Below are 21,912 nucleotides of genomic sequence, written 5' to 3'. Positions count from 1 at the left end.
TTACATATCGCTCCCGAATTGCTTCTCTACCCATTCATCTGAGTAAACCGTATCCATATAACGTTCTCCCCGGTCGTGCAAAATGACGACGCATACCGAATGATCGGGTATCTCGGGCTCCAGCGATTTCAGAGCCGAGACGACTGCGCCGGAGGATGGCCCCGCCAGTATCGATTCCTGCTGTACGAGCGATCTGCAGCCGATGACCATATCCCGGTCGGATATATTTATCGCAAAATCCATGAACCGGGTTTGCCCGAATAACGGAACGATGCCGGCGCCGAGGCCGGGAAACCGCCGATAACCCTTCGCCCCGCCAAAAATAACGCTGCCAACCGCATCGACGGCAACGGTCTTCACTGGAAGCTTATGCTCCTGCACATAACGGGCGCAGCCCAGCATCGTACCGCAGGTGCTGACCCCTCCGATCACATAATGAACAGTTTCCAGCGCTTCGGCAATTTCACGCATGGTTCCCTCGTAATGGGACAAGTAGTTATTTTCATTCTCGTATTGATTCGGCCAGTAGCTGTTCGGAATGTTCCGGAGCAGCTGCTGCACACGCTGCAGCCTGGCCGGAAGGAACTCGCCGCTTATCGCCTCGGGCGCTTCCACTAACTCGATCTCGGCACCGTATGCCCGCATGATCCGGATGTTCTGCTGCGATGTCTTCGGATCGATGACGCAGATAAAGCGCATGCCGAGGTAAGAGCAGATCGCCGCAAGGCTAATCGCCATATTGCCCGAACTGGATTCGATAACGACTGAGCCAGGACCGATACGGCCGTCTTCCCAGGCCGCTTGAATGATCCGAATGGCAGACCGGTCCTTCGCGCTGCCGCTCGGATTAAGCAGCTCCAGCTTGGCGTATACCTGAATGCCGCGTTCATTCGCAAACAGCTTCGAGAGCCGAACGAGCGGCGTGTTCCCGATAATGGACAGCATATTTTCCGCCATGAGCAGGGGATCACCTCTCAAAAATATAATTTCTTCGCTTTAACCGCACCTTGCTCAAGCTGCTCGTCTTCTGCCGCGCGAGTAACGGTAATGCCTGTTAAAATACGGTTTCGTATCATAAGTCCGATATCCGGGATTTTGTGCTCGAGCGCTTGCTGAATCTGATCGAGCAAGTTCTCGTCGAGCGATTGGCTCCTGATACGGACGGATAATCTGTTGTCCTGCAGCCGTACGCGCAGCTCCGCATCTTTGGCGAATTGATGCACGACGCTTTCGATGTCGTAGATGCTGATTTTCTCTCCGTGCTTCAGGTCTGCGCCGATTCTTTTGGAAATACAGGTGAAGCACTGCCGAGGCTTTCCGTCTACCTCCACCGTTTGAAAATCCCTGACGACATCGTAGGTGACGTAACGAATCGCGGGAAATAGCGTGCGGACATACGAGGTAAGCACGAGTACCGACTCGTTGTCCCGCAGCGGTTCGAACAGCGGATCGATTTGCTCGGCCGGCAGGGCTTCGGCATAAATGCCGTCGGCAAAAACGTATTTTCCGAGGGCATGCGAATAAGATGCGATCGCGCCGATCTCAATGGAGCCGTACGTATCCAAAATATCGCTCCGGCGAATACCGAACCGCTGCGCGATGTTCTCCTGCCATTCCGGCGTTGCGATTTCGCCGACCACTATGATTTTCCGTATGCCGAGCACTTGCGGATCCCTTGCCGCGGCTGCAATGGCATCCAGAATTGACGGCATCGTATACAGCAGCTCCGGGCGGAAGGACTCCAGCTTCTTGATATGCTCCTCGATCGGCAGGGAGAAGGAAAGCGAGTCCGCTTGCAAGCCCATCCGTTCGAAAATCGTTAAAGCCGTGTTTGCCGCGTGCCCGGTCCCCATGTCCGCGAGAGCTTTGCGAACGAAACCCGAGCGTCCGTCTGGAGAATTGCGGCCAGGCAGACTCTCTGCCAGCCACTCCTCGAAGCATGCCGCTTTGCTTGCGATATAGCTCTCGTCGTCTTCTTCGGAGTAATAGATGGCCTTCCGTATACCGGACGAGGTACCGGACGTCCTGTATATGGACAATCCGGGCTCCGTCCTATTTTGCTGCGTGAAATAGTACTTTTCCAGAATATCCGACGTTATAAGAGGGAGCTTCGAAAGCTCCGCTGCCGCGGCGCCTATTTTTTCCCGTTGTAACAAAGCGCCGTACCAGGGGTGATAGCTGGAGATTTGCATAACTTGCCGTTGAAGCGGGGTCAGGTTAGACAAACGGTTCGAGCCTCCTAATGTTTTAGCATTTTGGATCCATATGTTAATTAAGCATATGTTCTCGTTTCGTGTTGGTTCGGATTACGACGTCAGCGGCCTACATCCATTTTTGCAAAAGGTTCGTATGCTATTGAGAGCAAATATAAGAGTGGAGGGAGTACGTGAACAGGAAGAAAAGTAAGAAAAACAAGAAAGGCAAGACCTTATCGACAGGCAAGAGAGGCAGACGTATATCGGATAAGTGGGCTAAGACGAAGGTGTTGTGGAAGGATCGGACGCTGCGGGGGCATATCCCGTATACGGTCCTTCTGACGAAGCGAAGCTTGAAGAGAATGCTGGGCACGTACAGGATGGTCTATGTAAAGCCGACGCACGGATCGCTTGGACGCGGGGTGATGAAGGCGGAAATAAAAAGAGCGGGTCGCAAGAGGGCGAGTTATTCGTACCAGCGCGGCGTGAGGAGAAGAATATTCACATCCTATGACAAATTCCATTATTCCCTTAAGAAGGAAACCGCGGGGAAAAGGTATTTGGTGCAAAAGGGGGTGCGGCTGCTGAAGCATAGAGGCCGCTCCTTCGATATCCGGCTTGTCGTCCAGCGTTCGCCGCAGGGAGGGTGGGAGGCTACCGGAACGGTCGGCCGGGTCGCCCATCCCCATAAAATCGTAACAAACGGCAGTCAGGGCGGCTCGATCTATCCAACTGCCTATTTATTGAAGGGCAGCATGAATAGCAAATCCAGATCGCGCCTGCTGAAGAATATGGACCGTATCGGCATCCGTACGGTCAAGCGCCTTCACCGTGCGTACCCGGGCATCGTCGAGGTCGGCCTTGACCTGGCGCTCGACCGGAGCCTGAAGCCGTGGATTTTGGAGGTGAACACCGTGCCCGACCCGTGCCCGTTCGCGCTCTTGCCGGATCGATCCATGCTCCGCAGAATTATCCGTTACGGCAAAGCTTACGGCAAAACCTACAAGCTCAGATGCATGAAGGCGCGGCGCGGACTGTAGCTTTTTCTTTCCTAGTTCATCCTATTCGTTCTTCCTTCTTGCTGCCTGCAACTTTCGCGACCCCGGCAGCACGTTAGATTACAGCAGCGCGACTCCTCCAGTTATTCCGCCTGAATAAGCGGCTCCATCTGGAAGGCGGCGCGGAATCGCAGGCTCTCGACCGGGTCTCGCAGATCGCGGCCGGTGAGCCTTTCGCATTTATCGAGGCGGTACGTGACGGTATTGCGGTGTACGAACAGCAGCTTCGCTGTCTCGGCAAGCTGGCAATGCGTATCATAGAAGGTGCTGAGCGTCTTAAGCAGATCAAGGCGCTCTTTGCCTTCGATGCTCAGCAAATCCTTGAACGTCTCCTTATAGTACTCCCTCAGCTCCTCCTTGGGAATCATCCGCAGCAGGCTGGTGATGTTCTTGGCGCGGTAGGGCTGAACGAATTGCGTCTTGCGCGCGTCATAGCCGGTCTGGAGCGCTTCGACCGCTTCCTTGTAGGAGACGGGGATATCCGTTAACTGCGAGACCGGATTGCCGAAGCCGATCGAAACGGGAATGCCGTGGGTGTGGCTAAGGGTGAACACGATACCCTTCAGCTGCTCAAGAAAATGGCTGTCCTTTCCCTTGGCGACGTCTTGATTGGACTTTAGGGCGATCAGAAAACAGAAATAATCGTTTTTCGTAAAAAGCACAAACTTCAGCTCCAGCTTGGCGAATTCGCTCTTGAGCAAGTTGTAATGCCGGTCGCGCTCCGATATGTAGCGTCCATCCGCATCTTCCAGTGCGCCGGAGTCGTGCGGATGCCCGAATGAAGTATCGCGCCGCGCGACGACGCTGATGTAGACGGGATGATGGAGCAGGCCGTAATTTCTGCTGCGATGCATGAGCTCCTGCTCCGAAGCGATCAAGCCGTCAACGAAATCGGAGAAAAATTCGTTCTTATACCGGCGCGACCGCTCCTTCACGGCTTGCTTCTTCATGAGCTCCAGACCAATGACGTTGGCTGCTTGCTCCAATGCATGCTTGCTAAGAATGGCAAGCTGTCTGCCGCTATCGTTATCGTTGGTTAATGCGATTAAGAAGCCTTCCAACTGATAGGTAACAATCGGCTGCAGCTCCGCGGCCGTATATACCGCTCCGGCAGCCTCCTGCGGGACAAGCTGCAGAGTATAAGCGGCCGGCGCGGGTTGTCGAGCCGCCAGCTCCAGCTGCAGCAACGGCAGTGCGCTGCTGTAAAGCTTCTCCGGCATGGAGCCGGAGCGGAAGAGCGGCTCCGCCTGCTGATTCAGCAATAGGACCGGCGAGGCTATCAGCCCCGCGAGCGCATCGACGACATGCTGCGTGCTCTTGCCCTGCATAATCATTTGCGAAAATTGCTTGTGCGTGGACAAGGCATAATGCAGCTCGTCCGTCCGTTTCTCCAATATTTGGCTTAGCGAATAGTTGGCCAGATCGCCAAGGGATTGTTCGAGGGACAGCTCGATAATCGGGAATTGCAACTCTTCGGCGCGCTGAAGCACATCCGCCGGAACCTCCTGGAAGAACCGCTTGGTCTTGATCGCCAGCCCGGCGCAGCCGACCTCCGCCATATTCGCGACAAGCGCGAGCAAAGCCTCCGGATGATCCTTCATCGCATAGCCGGTCGTAAGAAGCAGCTCCTGCGGCTTCAAATAATGAATAATATCCGGCGCGTCCATGATATTGACCGATTGGACGCTGTTCGTCATGCCCGCGCGTCCGGCAACCACCTTCGCATTCGCGTAAACGGGAAGAGAAATGAGTTCTTTGAGCAGCATGACCGCAGCACCGCCTTCAAGTGAGTGTTATATTATATGACACAATATATCACTAGTGAAAGCGGCTGTAAATGGATGCTTGTTTATAATATTCAACAATGGCGGTATATTTTTGGCTAAGCTGCACAATGACTTTTTGAATAGGACCGATTATGATGTAGCTATGCATCAGATATGTGTTAGATAATCTAACAATTGATCGGATTGGGGTTGAGGGAATGAAGCTGGAAGTGCGAGGGGTCGGGAAGAGCTTTGGAGGCCGGACGATTCTGAAAAACGTCGATCTTACCGTTCATTCACATGAGTTCATATGCATATTAGGCCATAGCGGATGCGGCAAATCAACGCTGTTAAATATGATTGCGGGTTATCTGTTGCCAGATGAGGGCGCAATGACCGTCGACGGGGAAACGATCAAGGGGCCGTCCAAATCAAGAGGGATGGTGTTCCAGGATCACGCGCTGTTCCCGTGGATGACGGTTCTGGACAATATTTCATTCGGGCCGGAGGTGCAGAAGGCGCCCAAGGCGCAAGCCAAGGAGACGGCGCGAGAGTTCCTGAAGCTGGTCGGATTGGAAACGTACGCTTCGCATTATCCGGCAGAACTGTCAGGCGGAATGAAACAGCGCGTCGGCATCGCGAGGGCGCTGGCAAGCAAGCCGGATATTCTGCTCATGGATGAGCCGTTCGGCGCGCTGGACGTGCTGACGCGGGAAATGATGCGGGTGGAGCTGCAGAAAATCTGCAGTCAGCTGAAGCCGACGATATTATTCGTTACGCACAGCATCAGCGAGGCCGTCTACTTGGCGGATCGCGTCGTCGTGATGAAGCATGGCGAGATTGCGGATATTTTCGAGGTTGGCATTAAGCATCCGAGATCATCTTATTCCGCGGGCTTCGGAGAAATGATGAGCAGAATCGAACGCGTTCTGATGGACGATGAATACGAGGAGCCTGCAGCTGCGAAGGTGGGGTCGTAATGAGCGGGGCAAAGCGTTTTTTTCAAAAATATAACGTTCTTCCGGGGCTGCTGTTCTTCGTGTTGTGGGAGCTGTTCTCCAGGGTGAATGAAAGCGCGAAGCTGTTCAATCCGAACTTTCTCCCCGCGCCGACGGTGCTGCTCAGCGAGGGCTGGGAGCTGGCGAAGACCGGCATTATAACAGACAGCATCCTGTCAAGCACGATCCGGATTCTGCTTGGCTTCGTAATCGGCAGCGCGGCAGCGGTAATGATTGGCGTCATTATGAGTAAATTCAAGGCGGTGGAGAACTGGTTCTCGCCGATTCTGAATCTGGTCGGTCCGATTCCGGCGCTGGCGCTGCTGCCGCTGTTCATTATCTGGTTCGGCATCGGTGAGTTTCCGAAGGTGCTGCTTATCGCATGGACAACGTTCATTCCGGTGCTCGTCTATACGCTTGACGGCTTCAAGTCGGTGCCTTCCACGCTGATCCGGTCGGCTCTCAGCTTGGGCGCGACGGAGCGGCAGGTTTTTACGAGAGTCATGCTGCCCTCGGCGATCCCGAATTTTCTCGTCGGCGCGCAGGTGAGCTTGGGCTTATCCTTCTCCGCCTTGATCGTCTCCGAAATGATGGGAGCGAAGTCGGGCCTCGGCTATATCATCGTGGACGCCAGAAATTATTTTAAAATTACGAATATGTTCGTTGCCATCATTTTGATTGGCTTGGAATACAGCTTGTTTTCATACCTGTTGAAGCTGGTTGAGAGGAGGATCATGGTCTGGCGCAAAGGCGGACTTCGCGATGCCGTCGAGAAGTAGCTCCGCGATAGGAACGGTTGGCTGAATTTTTTTTCAAACCAAAAAGAATAGAGAAAAAATGGAGGGAATATCAATGAAGAAATCCGGAAAATGGTTGAAATCCGCTGTTGCCTTAATGTCGTTAACCTTTGTGCTTGCCGCTTGCGGCGGAAATAATGCACCGGCATCTACGGGCGGAAATGAAGCGTCGAATGCTCCGGCTAACAGCGGCGCGTCGACGGAGCTTGAGATGACGGAGCTGACGCTGGTCGGCGTGCGCGATGCGCAAATCTCGTCGCAGCAAATTATCGCGGATAAGCTGGGCTACTTCAAGGAGGAGGGCCTTACCGTAACAAGCCAGCTGATCGAGAGCGGTCCGGATATCGGTCCGATGGTCGCCGGGGGCAGCGCGCCGGTCAGCATTCAAACGAACTTCATGGACATTATTTTGAAATCGACGGATATTCCGGTCAAAATCATCGCGCCGCTGGCTCAAATCGCCGGTACGCAAGCGGTTGTCGGATCGGGCAAGCTGGAACTGAACAGCGCGAAGGATCTCGAGGGCAAGACGATCGGCATTCCGAGCGGAGCCGACGTGATGATCGCGATCAATAACATGGCGGAAGAGCTTGGCGTGGACGCCGGCAAAATCAAATATGTCAATCTGGCGCCAAGCGACGCGGTTGTTGCGCTCGAGAAGGGCGACATCGACGCGCTGGCTGCATGGGAGCCGTTCATTACGAAGGCGATTCAAGGCGGAGGCAAATTCCTGTTCAGCGGGACGAAGAGCGAGCTGCCCGATAAGCAGGGCGACGTGAACTGGATGAGCGTGCATACGACGATTCAAGTATCCGACGATTTTATCGAGAAAAATCCGAATACGCTGAAAGCTGTGCTGCGCGCGTTGAAGAAAGCGACGGATTACATTAATGACAACCGTGAGGAAGCGATTAAAATTCTGGCTCCGGAGCTGCACCTCGGCGAGGAGGAGCTGACGCAGATCATGATGCGCAACGTCTATTCCATGGAGGTAAGCGACACTTATGTGAACGGCAGCAACGGTCCGGCTGTAGGCGAGTATCTGAAGAGCGTGGGCAACATCAAATCGGTACCGGCGCCGTCTTCCTACCATGACCTCAGCCTGCTGAAGGAAGTGGATTCGAGCCTGATCTCCGTCGAGCTAAAGTAAAGGGAGCAGGGCAAACAACGCGAGAGGTGGAGGGAGCCGGATGGGGGGACATCGCAAGCTGGATTTAATCATCCAAAACGGAGACGTTGTGCTTAAGGATCGAGTGGCGGCGCTGGATATCGGAATACTGGCGGGGAAAATCGTCCAGCTGGGCGAGGGGCTGGACGCCGGCTCCGCGGCTGCAGTGGTTGATGCCGCAGGACTTACCGTTATGCCGGGCATGATTGACGTTCATGTGCATTTGAACGAACCCGGGCTCGGCGAATGGGAAGGCTTCGAGACCGGCTCGGCCGCTCTTGCGGCAGGCGGCTGCACGACTTACGTCGACATGCCGCTGAACGGCATCCCGCCGACCGTAACGGTATCGGCCATGCAGCAGAAGCTTGCAGCCGCGCAGGACCGCTCCCATGTGGATTACGCGCTGTGGGGCGGGCTGGTGCCGGGCAAGCTGCATGAGCTTGAAGCGCTGCATGAAGCCGGCGTCGTCGGCTTCAAAGCGTTTATGTCTTCGCCGGGCGATCCGGGCGAGGATGCCTTCCGCGAGGTTGATGACTATACGCTGCTCGAAGGAATGAAGATCATTGCAGGGCTTGGCAAGGTGCTTGCCCTGCATGCGGAAAGCGAGCCGATCGTATCGAAGCTCGGCCAGGCGATGCGCGCGTCGGGGCGCTTGACCCCGGCGGATTACGTGGCGTCGCGGCCGATCGTAGCGGAGCTGGAAGCCGTTAACCGCGCGTTATTCTACGCGGAGCAGACGGGCTGCAAGCTGCATTTTGTCCATATCAGCAGCGCGGCGGGAGTTGAAGCGATCAGGAAGGCGCGATTGCGAGGCATGGATGTAACCGTCGAGACGTGTCCGCACTATTTGGTCCTTACGTCTTCCGATTTGGACCGGAAGGGAGCGGCTGCGAAATGCTCGCCTCCGCTGCGCGACGATGGGGAGCGCGAGAAGCTGTGGGACGCCGTCGCTGCGGGCGATCTGGATATGATCTCTTCCGATCACTCGCCTTGCCCCGTATCCATGAAGGAGGCGGACAATTTCTTCGATGCGTGGGGCGGCATCGCCGGCGCTCAGAGCTCGGTGGAGCTGGTCATCGGCGAAGGCCACGTGCGCCGCGGCATTCCGCTTCCGCTGCTCAGCCGTCTGCTGTCCGGCGGCCCGGCGGAACGGTTCGGTCTTCAATCTGCCAAAGGCGAGATCCGGATCGGGATGGATGCGGATCTTGTGCTTGTTGACCTGAATAAGACTTATATTTTGGAAGCCGCGCATTTGTATCATCGCCATAAGCATAGTCCTTATATAAGCGAGACCATGCATTGTAAGGTCGCAGCGACTTACCTTGCCGGACGGCGGGTATATGACGCTGAGCAGGGCGTAAGCGGCCGGATGCAGGGCCGGTGGGTTCGATAGGCATTCGCTGACAGGAAGGGAGGAGCAGCTATGGCGCGAAGCGTACTTTCTCATCCGCAGGAAAAGGAGCGGTTGCTGGACTATTTTGAAAGCTTCGTCATGCAGATATTGAATGAGCTGGCAACGTACGGCACGGATGAACAAGGCGGCATATCGCGGCTGCTTTACTCTGACGGCTGGCTGGAGACGCAACGGGCGTTAGCGCTCAAAATGGACGGCTTCGGCCTGAAAGCGGAGTTTGACGAGGTTGGCAACTTATTCGGAAAATTACCGGGCGAGGATGCTTCGGCACCTTCCGTTCTAACCGGCTCGCATATCGATACGGTCATCCAGGGCGGGATGTATGACGGGGCATACGGCATAGCGGCCGGCATTGCGGCGCTCGTCTATTTGCGTCGGCAGTTCGGCCAGCCGAAGCGTACGCTGGAGGTCGTTTCGCTGTGCGAAGAGGAAGGAAGCCGGTTTCCGGTGGCTTATTGGGGCTCGGGCAGCATCGTTGGCAAACGGGATTTTGGGCATGTCGCCGGTTTGCGGGACACGCGCGGCGTGACCTTCACGGATGCCATGAGCAGCTGCGGCTTCGGCGAAGGCGTCGGGAGGAAAAGCCGCCGCAGCGACATTGGGGCTTTTATCGAGGCGCATATCGAGCAGGGAGCCGTCCTTGAGACGGAAGGGGCGGTCATCGGCGTCGTCGAAGCGATTGCCGGACAGCGCAGGCTGCAGTTCGAGGTGCTTGGGGAGGCGAACCATGCGGGGACTACGCCGATGCGGCTGCGCAAGGACGCATTGGAAGGCGTAAGCTCGATGATGCAGGCTTTGCGCAAGGAAGCGGTCAGACTCGGCGATCCGCTAGTCGCTACCGTCGGCAGGCTGCAGGTGCAGCCGAATGTGCCGAATGTCGTGCCCGGCAAGGTAAGTTTTACCGTAGACGCGCGGCATGTCGACGAGCAGGCTCTCGACAGCTTCTGTGAGTGGGTGATGCGTACGTTTACGGAACTGGCGGATGCAAGGCAGCTAACCATTCAAGGCACGGTATGGTTTCAAGAGGCGCCGGTGCCGATGAATGACGAGTTGAAGCGGCAGATGGATGAGGTGATCTGCAGCCTGTCCGTGCCGTCGAAGCGGATGGTTAGCGGAGCGGGGCATGATGCCCAAATGTTCGCGCATATTTGCCCGACGGCAATGCTGTTCGTTCCGAGCAGGCGAGGCATATCGCATTCGCCGGAGGAATACACGAAGCCGCGCGATCTGGCTGCAGGAGCGCTCGTGCTGACGGAGCTGCTCTATCGATTAGGCTATGAGGGGGAAGGGCTACCATGAAGGCATACAGGGACTTGTCGCCGTCGCCGCGCACCATTATGACACCCGGTCCGGTGGAGGTCGATCCGCGCGTGCTGCGGGCGATGTCTTACCCGATATTGGGACAGTTCGATCCGGAGTTTACGTCGCTGATGAATGAAACGATGGGCATGCTCCGGGAGCTGTTCATGACTTCGAACGAATGGGCGTTCCCCGTCGACGGGACGTCCCGTTCCGGCATTGAGGCTGTGCTCGTCGGGTTGATCGAACCCGGGGATAAGGTGCTGGTGCCCATCTATGGGCGCTTCGGCCACCTGCTGACGGAAATCGCCAAGCGGTGCGGCGCGGAGGTGGTTACGCTGGAGAAAGAATGGGGCGCCGTCTTCGACGTTTCCGAGATTGCGGCCGCGATTCGCGAGCATCGCCCGGCTCTGGTCGCCCTTGTGCACGGCGAGACGTCCACGGGGAGGATACAGCCGCTGGAAGGCATCGGGCAAGTGTGCAGAGAGACGGGGGCGCTGCTCGTCGTTGACGCCGTCGCGACGATCGGCGGAATTGAGGTGGCAACGGACCGGCTGCTCCTCGATGCGGTCATCGGCGGCACGCAGAAATGTTTGTCCGTACCGGCTGGGATGGCGCCGATTACATATAACCAACGCGCGGAAGCCAAGCTGCAGAAGCGCAAAAAAATCGAAAGGGGCCTTCTACCGGTTGACGACGAAGAGGATCCGCTGTTGCGCCCGATCCAAAGTAACTATTTGGATATTAGCCAGCTGCAGGACTATTGGAGCCCGGCTAGGCTTAATCATCATACGGAAGCGACTTCGATGCTGTATGCGCTGCGCGAAGGCCTCCGGCTTGTCCTGGAAGAGGGACTCGAGGCGCGTTATATCAGGCACCGTCAGCATGAAGCTGCGCTAATGGCCGGTATTGAGGCGATGGGGCTGAAGCTGTACGGCGACCCTTCGTGCAAAATGACCGTCGTCACCTGCGTTGAAATCCCGGCCGGCATCGACGGCGAATCGGTGAGAACGATGCTTCTCGGGCAGTTCGGCATCGAGATCGCCAGCTCGTTCGGCCCGCTGAAGGGCAAAATATGGCGCATCGGCACGATGGGCTACAGCTGCAGCAAGCGCAATGTGCTGCTGACGCTGGGGGCGCTGGAGGCCGTGCTCCTGCGTCACGGCTACCGGGTGGATGCCGGACGCGGCGTGCTGGCGGCGATGGATGTGTATGGAGTCTAAACTGCCTCGCTCATTGAGCTGAGGGGGGATATGAAGCGATTTGTTGTTGGTTAGATTACTTATGATTACTGAGATTTAACGAGATTTTTTTTGTTCGTTTAGTCTTCTTTAGACTTCTTTAGGCTATCTGCGGCTATTTGTAGTTATCTGTGGTTATCAGTGGTTATGTCTTGTTATCTCTTGTTATCTGTGGTTATGTGAGGTTATTTGCGGCTATTTATGGTTTCCTGCCTCTTCCTTTCTGGCTTTGAGCAACGCCCATACGGCGAATACATCGCCTACCAACACTAATATAGCCGCAATTAATCCGATGTCTTCGGCGCTTAGCACGTCGCTGCGATCCTTCATTTACCCAGCCTCCCGTTACCTGCTGATATTAACCTATTCATAGGCTGGTGATTTGATTGGGCTGCTGTCGGATCGGAAGAAGCCCAGCCGCATTCGTTCAAAATTTTACCCAAGCCCCAAAAAGCAGACCGACGAAAACGCCGGTCTGCTTTTTTCCTAGTTATTAATATACCGCTCGAAAATCGTGCCGAAATCCTTCACCTTGTACTGCTTGTGCGTGTTCACGAGCCAGTTGAAGGCGGATTTATTCAGGCCGTCGAACTGCTCGACGATGTTGAAATCGCCTTTGTGGATGTGCTGCAGCGTCGAGGACGCGAGATCCAGGCTGCGTCTTGCGTATTCAAGCGAGATTTCATTCTCGCGCGTAATTTCCGAGATTTTGATCAGCGCCTTATACAGGTCCTTCAGCTCTTCGATGTGCTTCTTGTTCACGTCGATGTTGAAGGGAACCGAGCCGATCGAAAATTTGATCTCGACATCAAGATCGACCGTGCCGGCCGTTTCGAGAGAAACCTGCGAGATCTGGTTGGCGCTGTAGGAATAACGCTTCAGCGTGCGTTTCTTGCTCATAGCGCTCGTGCCGTCCAAATGGATAAGCGCCAGATTGGTGAAGCAATATTCGTCCGACTTCGATTTAATGAGAAAATAAATTTTCTCGTTGTCCTCGTGCATGACATAGTCGTCAGAATCGACTTTGCTGTAATCCTCAGGCTTGATTACCGACCCGATGTCGCTCAGTCCAAGAGCGTCTGCAGCCAATTTTCCAAACATTGTACCATTCCTCTCTTATTACCATAGAATTATTTCCTATTCATTATATAATGAATTTCTGTCCATCGGTTAGTTCGTTTGAACGGTTTATTTGCGGGAGCTGTGGATAAAAAACGGAAAAATTAGCAAACTTAGGGCATATCGCGCAACTAGAGAAGGCATGAATGGAGTGTTAATCGTTGAGTAAGCAACAAAAAGGCGCAGTTTCGCTGCGCAGAGGGCTAAAAGCAAGGCATATCACGATGATCTCGCTGGGAGGCTCGATCGGGACGGGACTTTTCCTGGCGAGCGGCGGCGCGATTCATTCGGCGGGTCCGGGCGGAGCGCTGCTTGCCTATGCGCTGATTGGCATCATGGTATATTTCTTAATGACCAGCCTGGGGGAAATGGCGACGCATATGCCGGTATCGGGAACGTTCAGCACGTATGCCACCCGTTTCGTCGATCCTTCGCTGGGCTTCGCTTTAGGATGGAACTATTGGTACAACTGGGCCATAACGATCGCCGCCGAGCTGTCGGCCGCGACCTTGATCATGAAATTTTGGTTTCCGGACAGTCCGTCGATTCTATGGAGCGGATTATTTCTGCTGTTGATGACAGGGTTGAATTTATTATCGGTTAAAGGGTACGGCGAATCGGAATATTGGTTTGCCATGATCAAAATCATAACGGTTATCGTGTTCATTGCGCTCGGCCTCATGATGGTCGTCGGCATTTGGAGGGGGGAAGCGGCGGGTTTCCGGAATTTGACGGAAAACCCGTTTCCCGCGGGCTTTTTGGCTATCCTGGGCGTGTTCATGGCAGCCGGCTTCTCCTTCCAGGGAACCGAGCTGATCGGGGTTACGGCGGGCGAGAGCGAGAATCCGCGCGAAAATATCCCGAAAGCGATCAAAACGATCTTCTGGCGCATTCTGCTGTTTTATATCCTCGCCATCCTGCTCATCGGCCTGTTGATCCCGCATACCGACGAGCAAATCGCAAGCAGCGATATTGCAACGAGTCCGTTTACGATTATTTTCGAAAAAGCAGGACTTGCCGTTGCGGCTTCGGTCATGAACGCGGTCATTCTGACCTCGGTGCTGTCGGCCGGCAATTCCGGCATGTACGCATCGACCCGGATGCTCTGGGTGCTGGCGAAGGACGGAAAAGCCCCCCGATTTCTGGCCAAGCTGAATGAACGCGGCGTGCCGGCTGCGTCGCTGCTTGTGACGGCTGCGCTCGGCATGCTTGCTTTTCTCGCATCCTTCTTCGGCGACGGCGTTGTCTATGTATGGCTGCTCAATGCATCGGGCATGTCGGGCTTCATCGTCTGGCTTGGCATCGCGATCAGCCATTACCGTTTCCGGAGGGCGTTTGCGGCGCAGGGGCGGAGCCTGAATGAGCTGACGTACCGTGCCAAATGGTTTCCGTTCGGCCCGCTGCTTGCGATGGCGCTCTGTCTGATCGTAATTTTCGGCCAATTTGTCGGCGCGCTGAATGACGGCCGCATCGACTGGGGGTATATGATCGCTTCTTATGTAGGCATTCCATTATTTCTGGCCATCTTCCTCGGTCACAAATGGAAGCACCGCACCAAGATGCTCAAGCTGTCGGAATGCAAGCTGGATCCGGAGGAATAAGCATTTAAGCTGCTGCACGAAAAAAAAGCCCAATCCATCGCATGTCGGCGAAGGTTTGGGCTTTTTAATCACTAAGCATTTATAAGTTTTACGCTTATATGCGCTTAGAATTCTCCTCGAAACGGTTTCGTCCTCTGACAAGTGCTAAGGGCAGGCGTTTCTGCTGGTTGAAGCTCCGCATCTATCTAACCCGATCGAATGCTGATGTACGGCTCTAGTCGAGTACGGCGGAAATATGCGCTTTGGTGACGGACCAATGGGAAGCGGTCCACACCTTTGCTTTTTTATCGATGTAAATGATTTGCGGGGATTCGTGCTTCACCGACGTGTCCTCGGCGATTTGATTCGATACGGGGCGCGACTCAATCACCTTGACGAGTACGTATTCCACGTTCTGATTCGGCGTGCCGTTCAGGTAGTTCGAGAACTCCTGGTGCGCGTTCGCGCTGACCGGGCAGGTTGTGCTGTGTTTGAAAACGACGAGAGGACGCTCGGATGAGTTCTCGTAAACCTTATTCCATTCCTCTATGGACGTAATTTCTTTGTATGACATGTTCGGAAACACTCCTTTTGTTCTGCATGGCAGATGATGATGAGCCGGTACAAGTATTATATCTCTTTTGACAAAGCAAAGTCATCCCGAGACGGGGGCGGGTGTATTTGTGTCTCGGTGAGGATTGTCCAATGTTCGTCTTTTGGATGTGTATCGGGTAATTGAAATAATGAAAAAGCGTATAATTCAACCGAATACGAACAATTATGATTTGGTCAGTTGACACATTCGTTATTTTGCGCTATGCTTTCTTATGTTCGTATATCCTCAAAGATACGGTTTGAGGGTTTCTACAAGGAACCGATAATTCCTGGCTACGGATAGGCTGCTTTGGCATACCTATTCGGAGTCAGGATTTTTTGTGTCTATTCGAGCGATACGGGAGGAATAGTAGAAGTATGAGCAAATACGATGTTATTGTGGTTGGAGCAGGTCCGGCCGGTATTTTCGCATGTTATGAGCTGACATTGAAAGCGCCTCATTGGAAGGTTTTGTTAGTGGATAAGGGCCACTCGATATATAAACGCAGCTGTCCGATATTGGAGGAGAAAATCAAGCTGTGTCCGCCTGCCGCTGGCAAAAAGGATTTTGCCGGCTGCCTGCCGGCCTGTTCGATCACGGCGGGCTTCGGCGGCGCCGGCGCCTACAGCGACGGGAAGTTCAACATTACAACGGAGTTCGGCGGATGGATGACCGATTATTTGGCTCCTTCCAAGGTGCTTGAGCTGATTCGTTACGTGGACGATATTAATCTGCAGCACGGCGCTACGACGAACATTACCGACCCGACGACGGAGACGATCCGCGATATCGAGCAACGGGGCTACGCGGCGGGGCTCAAGCTGCTGCGAGCGCAGGTTCGCCATCTTGGAACGGAGCAAAATCTGGAGATATTGCAGTCCATCTGCGCCTACTTGGAGCCGCGGATCGACATGCTGTTCAAGGCGGAAGTCGAGGATATGATAACGGTGAAGCAGGATGGCAAGCATAAGGTGCGGGGCATCACGCTGAAGGGCGGCGATTCGCATGAAGCGGATCTGGTCATGATCGCGCCGGGCCGCGACGGTTCGAAATGGCTGTCGGAAATATTGAAGAAGCGGCGCCTGCAAATGTACAATAATCAGGTCGATGTCGGCGTGCGCGTCGAGACGAGCGATGTGGTAATGCGTGAAATCAACGAGCATTTGTACGAAGGGAAATTCGTATTCAACACCTCGGTCGGCACGCGGGTGCGTACGTTCTGCAGCAATCCGTCCGGGCATGTTGTCGTCGAAAATCATAGCGGCGTCATGGCGGCGAACGGTCACTCCTATAAGGATCCGGCTCTTGGCTCGCCGAATACGAACTTTGCTTTGCTTGTGTCGCATAAGTTTACGGAGCCGTTTGATAAACCGAACGAATATGCGCGGGAAATCTGCAAACGTGCGAATGATCTTTCTAACGGCGGCGTGATCGTCCAGAAGTACGGCGATATTATTCGAGGGAGACGCTCGACGGAAAGCCGGATCCGCGAAGGCTTTCTGGAGCCGACGCTGAAGGAAGCGGTGCCGGGCGATCTCGGGCTTGTGCTGCCGTACAATACGATGCGCAGCCTGATCGAGATGGTGGAGGCGCTGGAGAAGGTAACGCCGGGTATTGCTTCCGAGCACACGCTGTTCTACGGCGTTGAAGCGAAGTTTTATTCCGCCCGTCCGAAGCTGACGGATTCATTCGAGACGGAAATCGCCGGACTATTCTGCGGCGGGGACGGCGCAGGCATCACGCGCGGACTGGCTCAAGCCGGCGCGGCGGGCGTATGGATCGCGCGCGGGATGATGGAGAAGGCGGGAGTTTAGTTTCAGTTGGGCGGGGTGGATGGAGGTAGGCAGAATAAAACCCAAGTTGCAATCCGCCGTGCAGCGTGCTATGATGTTTTAGTCGAACTGACTGAAATGGTTTTTCAGTCAGTTTTAGAAAGAAAGGAGGCGACAGCGGTGGCGATTGACCGGCGGAAGCAGGTCGTCGATGCGGCGGCGAAGTCGTTTGCGATGTTTGGTTACAAAGCGACAACGATGGATCAGGTAGCCCGGATCGCAAATGTGGGAAAAGGGACGATTTATACCTTTTTTACGAATAAGGAAGAGCTTTTCCATGAAATCATGCAGCGGCTTATCCTTGAAATGAAGCAGGTCGCGGAGCGGGTCGTTGATCCGAATCGGCGATTTTTCGAAAATTTGTACGATGCGCTGGAGCAGCTGCTGGAATTCCGCGAGGAGCATGAGCTGGCGCTGAAGCTGTCGCAGGAGGTCCGCGAGATCGGCACGCCGATGGCGCAAGAGGGTATGCTGCAAATCGAGAAGGCGGTTGTCGGCTACATTCGGCAGCAATTGGAAGCGGCCATCGACAAGGGCGAATTGAAGCCGTGCAACCCGGAAATGACTGCATTCGTCATGCTGAAGCTCTATATGGCACTCACCGTGGAATGGACAAAAACGCATGAACCGCTGGGCAAGCAGCAAGTTGCCGAGCAGCTGCGATTATATATACAAGAAGGATTGGCTCCGGCACAGGAACAGGAATGAGCCTGCTGCCTTTTTTTACGCTATTAAATGACCAAATGACAAATTCGGTCAATTCGTTAAAATGGAGAGTGGACAATTTGAAATTTAAAGGATTCAAACAGTTCGGAGCAGAATTGTCCGGGATCGCCCGCAACAAAATGCTGCTCATATCGGTTATCGGGGTGCTGCTGATTCCGGTCATGTATTCCTCGATGTTTCTCGGTGCCTTCTGGGACCCGTACGGTCATTTGAACAAAATGCCGGTCGCGGTCGTCAATGCGGACAAGGGTTACCTTTATAATGAAGAAATGATGCATATCGGCGACGATTTTGAGGAACAGTTAAAGGAAAATGAGGAATTTGAGTGGCACTTCGTGAATAAGGAGGAGGCGGAATCCGGATTAACCGATCACCGTTATTACATGGCGATTGAGATTCCGGCGGACTTCTCCGAGAAGACAACGACGCTGACGTCGGATAAGCCGTCTCCCGCGCAGCTGACTTATCTGGCTAACGAAAGCTACAACTTCCTGGCTTCGCAGATCGGCAGCAAAGCGGTCGATACGATGAAGGCGGAGTTGAATAAGGAGGTTACCGCGGCTTATACGCGGACTGTTTTTGAGCAGATGGAGGAGCTTGCGGACGGCATCGGAAAAGCAAGCGACGGCGCCGGCGAGCTGGCCGACGGCGCATTGAAGGCGCAGGATGGAGCGGAGCTCATCGCGGATAATTTGGCCAAGCTCGCCAGCGGTTCGCTGACGCTGCAGGCAGGGGCCGCCGAGCTGAACGGCGGCGGCCGCGAGCTTGCAGCTGGCAGCGCCGATCTCGCAGGCGGCGCGTCCTCGCTCGCAAGCGGCCTGGCGCAGCTGCAGGACGTGCAGCAGCAGCTTGCCGCGGGAGCCGCATCGCTCGGCGGCGGCGCGGGTGAGCTTGGCGCCGGAGCGGCGGAGCTCGGCGAAGGCTTGGGGCAGCTCGCCGGAGCGAGCGGCGAGCTGGCGCAAGGCGCCGGGGATGCGCAGCAAGCAGCGGGCGAGCTGGCTGCCGGGCTTGAGCAGTCGGCTGCGGGCGAAGAGCAGCTGAAGCAGGGCGCGGCGCAGCTTGCGAATGGGCTGGCGCAGCTTGCGGAGGCAAATCCGCAGCTGGCCCAGAGCGATAGCTTCGCCAATATGTTGAAGGCGAGCCGGGAGCTGGCTGCGGGTCTGGAGCAATCGGCCGCAGGGCAGGCGAAGCTGAGCGGCGGAGCCGCACAATTAAACGGCGGACTGACGAAGGTGTCCGGCGGCTTATCCGCTTTCGATGCGAAGCTGCGGGAAGCGGCGGAAGGTGCGGAGAAGATTGGGGCAGGCGGCGAACAATTGGTTGCCGGAGCGGCGGATTTCACAGCCGGCATGGAGCAATTCGGCGCCAAGCTATCCGAGGCAAGCGCAGGCGGAGCGGAGCTGTCGACAGGCGCTCAGCAAATAAATGCCGGTGCGGGCCGGCTGTCGGCAGGGCTGTCTAAGCTGGCCACAAACGTTGCGCCGTTCGTTAACGGTTCGATGGAGCTTGAAGACGGCGCTCATGAAGTGGCTTCCGGGCTGCTGAAGCTGGAAGACGGTTCCCAGGAGCTTTCGAGCAAGCTCGGAGAAGCGTCGGCTCAAACCGCCGGCTTGAATCTGACGGATACGCAAGTCGATATGTTCGCCGATCCGATTAAGCTGGATGTGGAGAAGGTGACAGAGGTCGTGAACTACGGCACGGGGCTTGCGCCGTACTTCCTTTCACTCGGCCTCTACGTTGGGGCGATGCTGCTGACGATTATTTATTCGGTTCGAGAGCCTGCAGGCCGTCCGGCCAATGGCTGGAGCTGGTTCTGGAGCAAGGCGCTCACGCTGGCGCTCATTGGTACGATTCAAGCGTTGATCGCGGATGCGGCGCTCCTCTTTATACTGAAGCTTGAGGTGCAAAGCCTAGGGTTATTTATGGCGTTTACGATCTTAATCAGCATCACCTTTATGATGATTATTCAGTTTCTGGTTGCAACGATGGGAAATCCGGGAAGATTCATCGCGGTCATTCTTCTGATCTTCCAGCTTACAAGCTCCGCGGGTACGTTCCCGATCGAACTTTTGCCTGGCTGGCTGCAAAGCGTCTCGCCATACCTGCCGATGACTTATTCCATTGCCGGTCTAAGAGACATCATCTCCAGCGGGGATTTCAGCTCCATCGGCGGCTATATGCTGACACTCGCGGGAAATGCGGTACTGTTCGGGGCGCTTTCGTTAACCTACTTTACTTTTTCACACCGTAAGGCAAAGGATAACGAAGACAAAGGGATTGCTTCAGTATCGGCAAATTAAACGCAGCCGCTGCTAACAAATCTAAAAACTAATAACTGACAAACCGGCTTCTATATAAGTTGAACAAATGAATTGCCGTACACCAGGCAGAATGAGGAATGATTTTAATCATTCTCACTCTAACGGTTGTCTGAGCCCTTATTTGCTAAAAAAGCACGTTTCAAAATTGTAACGGCTGCTACAGGCCTTATCCGAAGATTTTCAGCCCGAAAATGAGCTGAAATCGGGAAATAGCGTCTGTCAGCTCCGTTACATTTTTAAAATGGCCGATATTGCACAAATAACGTATGTGGCGGCCGTTAAACGAATCAAGTGGCATGTGTTAGCCATATCTCTCCACTCGAGTCGCGCAATTCTCTGGTTCAACTTATATAGTAAGGTCGACCCCTTCATCGGACTGCCAGGATAAGATGCATAACGCGATAGAAGGCAGACTCCGATGCTAGACAGGTTTAGATCCGCTAGCCTGGGAACAATCTGATGGGGGTTGTAAGCATTGGAATTCCGGTTGTTAATGACTTCATTATTTTTTTGCTGTTCCGACACGCTAAGCTTATTGGCCTGTGATTGACGCCTGGCGTCACGAGTAATTTCCTTTCTCCATTTATATAGCGCTGTTTCCGATATTCCGCTATCCTTTGAAATCTTGCTTATGGATTCATTGTTCGGCGGCATCATTCGCTGTAGTAGCTGCTGCTTTATCTCTTGAGCCTTCGGCATAGAAAATTAATTAACATTGGTAAATTACAAAGCAGTTTTCAAAAAAACCTTCGATTAAGTCCTGCTGTTTAATCATGAAATACAACCTCCCATAATCGCCCCACATCATGTGAGTTTTTTCATAGTCTGAATCCACCTGAAAAAGTAATATCCAGTCGAGAGGAAACTTATCATCGCACTGTATCTGTAGGTCGCCTTGTATTTGGTCGGGATAGCCCATAAGTTTAGTTATAAAATTAGCAGTGAAGTTGTGTTTTTCAAGAAATGCCTCAGAAAAATTACAGTATTTTTTAAAAAGCTCCTTAGCTTCCAGGCTGATTCCAAGACTTTTAACAACAGAGTATTCAGCAGGCGGCATATTAGGTTCGTAACAATACTTGATTTCACAAGCTTTATATATCCAATTGGGATTTAGGTTATGTGGGAAATCAGCCCTCTCCAGATCAATCGCCTCATTCACATAAAACACTCTAGCATTTTGTTCATTATAATAGTCTCCCGTCATACTGAACAAATTATCAGATGTTAAAAAAAAATATAACATCCCCGTTTTTGGAAGTAGATACCTCTTAGTTTCTTCAATATCAGCCATATTTATCTGTCCGATGAACGAATAAGGCATACTTACCGAAAAGTATGGCCAGGATATTCCTTTTGGTAAATCAGGTCTTCCTCCGATCTTCGATGCTCCAACTGGAATAGCTTCTTCCCTTATCTCATTTGTTTGAATTCGAATTGCCGGTCTTACAACTGCAGATAATTCTGTTTCAAACCTATCCAGCCCTTCATTTCGAAGTAACATATTAAAATCTTTCATCTCTAATCTCCTAATTTTAAGTTTCCAGACTTGTGTAAAATGGTAAAAAGATACCTATGTGATTTTTAATGGGTTAAAAGCGTAAACAAGAGAGGTTAATGGATATTTTTAGATTTTCCTTCTTCTATTTTATCAGAGGAGACGGCATCATGGTATTTTTTTGCACGGAAAAAGCGATCCTCCATCGACGTTCCAATTGGATATGATCACCACTTATAACCCTATCCGGCAAGTATAAAAAAATCGTCTGAAACACGCCCAAACGAACGAATATGCGAGTTGACATT

The 21,912-nt window shown here is 53.8% G+C and carries 18 protein-coding genes and 1 riboswitch; of the genes, 11 read left to right on the top strand and 7 right to left on the bottom strand.

Annotated features, from left to right (window positions below):
* Both sbnA and H581_RS0127445 read right to left on the bottom strand, forming a co-directional pair.
* The gene (gene sbnA / locus H581_RS0127450) at positions 1-957 is read right to left on the bottom strand and encodes a 2,3-diaminopropionate biosynthesis protein SbnA (protein ID WP_084134811.1); all 957 of its coding nucleotides are present in this window, start codon (positions 955-957) and stop codon (positions 1-3) included.
* Between the two features lie 17 nt (positions 958-974).
* Entirely contained in the window at positions 975-2,225 is a 1,251-nt protein-coding gene (locus tag H581_RS0127445) for a phenylacetate--CoA ligase family protein (protein ID WP_028612803.1), read from the bottom strand.
* A 161-nt stretch (positions 2,226-2,386) separates the two neighbouring features.
* Between H581_RS0127445 and H581_RS0127440 the strand changes: the two genes are divergently transcribed.
* Positions 2,387-3,235 (top strand): YheC/YheD family protein, encoded by an 849-nt coding sequence (locus H581_RS0127440; RefSeq protein ID WP_084134810.1) that lies wholly within the window; start codon positions 2,387-2,389, stop codon positions 3,233-3,235.
* Positions 3,236-3,336: 101 nt separating this feature from the next.
* Here H581_RS0127440 and H581_RS0127435 read toward each other — a convergent pair whose 3' ends face one another.
* The gene (locus H581_RS0127435) at positions 3,337-5,019 is read right to left on the bottom strand and encodes a PucR family transcriptional regulator (protein ID WP_028612801.1); all 1,683 of its coding nucleotides are present in this window, start codon (positions 5,017-5,019) and stop codon (positions 3,337-3,339) included.
* Positions 5,020-5,237: 218 nt separating this feature from the next.
* Here H581_RS0127435 and H581_RS0127430 point away from each other — a divergent pair, with 218 nt between their 5' ends.
* The 6 genes from H581_RS0127430 (at position 5,238) to H581_RS0127405 (ending at position 11,918) form a co-directional block, all read left to right on the top strand.
* Positions 5,238-5,999, top strand: coding sequence for an ABC transporter ATP-binding protein (locus tag H581_RS0127430; RefSeq protein ID WP_028612800.1), 762 nt, complete (start codon positions 5,238-5,240; stop codon positions 5,997-5,999).
* A complete protein-coding gene (locus H581_RS0127425; RefSeq protein ID WP_084134809.1) occupies positions 5,999-6,796 on the top strand; it encodes an ABC transporter permease in 798 nt (265 codons plus the stop codon). The genes H581_RS0127430 and H581_RS0127425 overlap by 1 nt, the downstream gene beginning before the upstream one ends.
* A 73-nt stretch (positions 6,797-6,869) precedes the next feature.
* Positions 6,870-7,964, top strand: a complete 1,095-nt coding sequence (locus H581_RS0127420) for an ABC transporter substrate-binding protein (protein ID WP_028612798.1) — start codon at positions 6,870-6,872, stop codon at positions 7,962-7,964.
* A gap of 40 nt (positions 7,965-8,004) precedes the next feature.
* Positions 8,005-9,375, top strand: a complete 1,371-nt coding sequence (locus H581_RS0127415; protein ID WP_028612797.1) for an allantoinase — start codon at positions 8,005-8,007, stop codon at positions 9,373-9,375.
* 30 nt (positions 9,376-9,405) lie between these two features.
* Positions 9,406-10,695: an allantoate deiminase gene (gene allC / locus H581_RS0127410; RefSeq protein WP_051251406.1), complete on the top strand. Its 1,290-nt coding sequence runs from the start codon at positions 9,406-9,408 to the stop codon at positions 10,693-10,695.
* Complete coding sequence (locus H581_RS0127405) at positions 10,692-11,918, top strand: pyridoxal-phosphate-dependent aminotransferase family protein (protein ID WP_028612795.1); 1,227 nt, start codon at positions 10,692-10,694, stop codon at positions 11,916-11,918. Before allC ends, H581_RS0127405 begins: the two co-directional genes overlap by 4 nt.
* Positions 11,919-12,131: 213 nt before the next feature.
* Here the strand turns inward: H581_RS0127405 and H581_RS39405 are convergent, their stop codons facing one another.
* On the bottom strand, positions 12,132-12,266 hold the full coding sequence (locus H581_RS39405) for a hypothetical protein (RefSeq protein WP_281169577.1): 135 nt from the start codon (positions 12,264-12,266) through the stop codon (positions 12,132-12,134).
* Positions 12,267-12,422: 156 nt separating this feature from the next.
* Positions 12,423-13,037, bottom strand: coding sequence for a PH domain-containing protein (locus H581_RS0127395; protein ID WP_028612794.1), 615 nt, complete (start codon positions 13,035-13,037; stop codon positions 12,423-12,425).
* Between the two features lie 242 nt (positions 13,038-13,279).
* Between H581_RS0127395 and H581_RS0127390 the strand changes: the two genes are divergently transcribed.
* The gene (locus H581_RS0127390; RefSeq protein WP_084134829.1) at positions 13,280-14,656 is read left to right on the top strand and encodes an amino acid permease; all 1,377 of its coding nucleotides are present in this window, start codon (positions 13,280-13,282) and stop codon (positions 14,654-14,656) included.
* Between the two features lie 214 nt (positions 14,657-14,870).
* Here H581_RS0127390 and ytxJ read toward each other — a convergent pair whose 3' ends face one another.
* Entirely contained in the window at positions 14,871-15,209 is a 339-nt protein-coding gene (gene ytxJ, locus H581_RS0127385) for a bacillithiol system redox-active protein YtxJ (RefSeq protein WP_028612792.1), read from the bottom strand.
* A 237-nt stretch (positions 15,210-15,446) separates the two neighbouring features.
* Positions 15,447-15,546, top strand: a riboswitch (purine riboswitch).
* A gap of 61 nt (positions 15,547-15,607) precedes the next feature.
* Here ytxJ and H581_RS0127380 point away from each other — a divergent pair.
* From H581_RS0127380 to H581_RS0127370, 3 genes are all read left to right on the top strand, one after another.
* The gene (locus tag H581_RS0127380) at positions 15,608-17,044 is read left to right on the top strand and encodes an NAD(P)/FAD-dependent oxidoreductase (protein WP_028612791.1); all 1,437 of its coding nucleotides are present in this window, start codon (positions 15,608-15,610) and stop codon (positions 17,042-17,044) included.
* Between the two features lie 138 nt (positions 17,045-17,182).
* Positions 17,183-17,770 carry a TetR/AcrR family transcriptional regulator gene (locus H581_RS0127375; protein ID WP_028612790.1) on the top strand — a complete coding sequence of 196 codons (588 nt, stop codon included), beginning with the start codon at positions 17,183-17,185 and terminating at the stop codon, positions 17,768-17,770.
* Between the two features lie 77 nt (positions 17,771-17,847).
* Positions 17,848-20,088: a YhgE/Pip domain-containing protein gene (locus tag H581_RS0127370; RefSeq protein WP_169507551.1), complete on the top strand. Its 2,241-nt coding sequence runs from the start codon at positions 17,848-17,850 to the stop codon at positions 20,086-20,088.
* A 730-nt stretch (positions 20,089-20,818) separates the two neighbouring features.
* Here the strand turns inward: H581_RS0127370 and H581_RS0127360 are convergent.
* Positions 20,819-21,625, bottom strand: a complete 807-nt coding sequence (locus H581_RS0127360; RefSeq protein ID WP_028612788.1) for a YwqG family protein — start codon at positions 21,623-21,625, stop codon at positions 20,819-20,821.
* Between the last annotated feature and the right edge of the window lie 287 nt (positions 21,626-21,912).

This window comes from Paenibacillus harenae DSM 16969, assembly GCF_000422465.1.
Classification (GTDB): Bacteria; Bacillota; Bacilli; order Paenibacillales; family Paenibacillaceae; genus Pristimantibacillus; species Pristimantibacillus harenae.
The sequence above is the reverse complement of the archived record's forward strand: the minus strand, read 5'-3'. Positions and strand labels throughout refer to the sequence as shown.

What these genes read in the sequence shown, in the direction of transcription:
- sbnA (WP_084134811.1), bottom strand. Translation starts at nt 957, where the DNA reads ATGGCGGAAAATATGCTGTCCATTATCGGGAACACGCCGCTCGTTCGG.
- H581_RS0127435 (WP_028612801.1), bottom strand. Translation starts at nt 5,019, where the DNA reads ATGCTGCTCAAAGAACTCATTTCTCTTCCCGTTTACGCGAATGCGAAG.
- H581_RS0127430 (WP_028612800.1), top strand. Translation starts at nt 5,238, where the DNA reads ATGAAGCTGGAAGTGCGAGGGGTCGGGAAGAGCTTTGGAGGCCGGACG.
- H581_RS0127425 (WP_084134809.1), top strand. Translation starts at nt 5,999, where the DNA reads ATGAGCGGGGCAAAGCGTTTTTTTCAAAAATATAACGTTCTTCCGGGG.
- H581_RS0127420 (WP_028612798.1), top strand. Translation starts at nt 6,870, where the DNA reads ATGAAGAAATCCGGAAAATGGTTGAAATCCGCTGTTGCCTTAATGTCG.
- H581_RS0127415 (WP_028612797.1), top strand. Translation starts at nt 8,005, where the DNA reads ATGGGGGGACATCGCAAGCTGGATTTAATCATCCAAAACGGAGACGTT.
- allC (WP_051251406.1), top strand. Translation starts at nt 9,406, where the DNA reads ATGGCGCGAAGCGTACTTTCTCATCCGCAGGAAAAGGAGCGGTTGCTG.
- H581_RS0127405 (WP_028612795.1), top strand. Translation starts at nt 10,692, where the DNA reads ATGAAGGCATACAGGGACTTGTCGCCGTCGCCGCGCACCATTATGACA.
- H581_RS39405 (WP_281169577.1), bottom strand. Translation starts at nt 12,266, where the DNA reads ATGAAGGATCGCAGCGACGTGCTAAGCGCCGAAGACATCGGATTAATT.
- H581_RS0127395 (WP_028612794.1), bottom strand. Translation starts at nt 13,037, where the DNA reads ATGTTTGGAAAATTGGCTGCAGACGCTCTTGGACTGAGCGACATCGGG.
- H581_RS0127390 (WP_084134829.1), top strand. Translation starts at nt 13,280, where the DNA reads ATGATCTCGCTGGGAGGCTCGATCGGGACGGGACTTTTCCTGGCGAGC.
- ytxJ (WP_028612792.1), bottom strand. Translation starts at nt 15,209, where the DNA reads ATGTCATACAAAGAAATTACGTCCATAGAGGAATGGAATAAGGTTTAC.
- H581_RS0127380 (WP_028612791.1), top strand. Translation starts at nt 15,608, where the DNA reads ATGAGCAAATACGATGTTATTGTGGTTGGAGCAGGTCCGGCCGGTATT.
- H581_RS0127360 (WP_028612788.1), bottom strand. Translation starts at nt 21,625, where the DNA reads ATGAAAGATTTTAATATGTTACTTCGAAATGAAGGGCTGGATAGGTTT.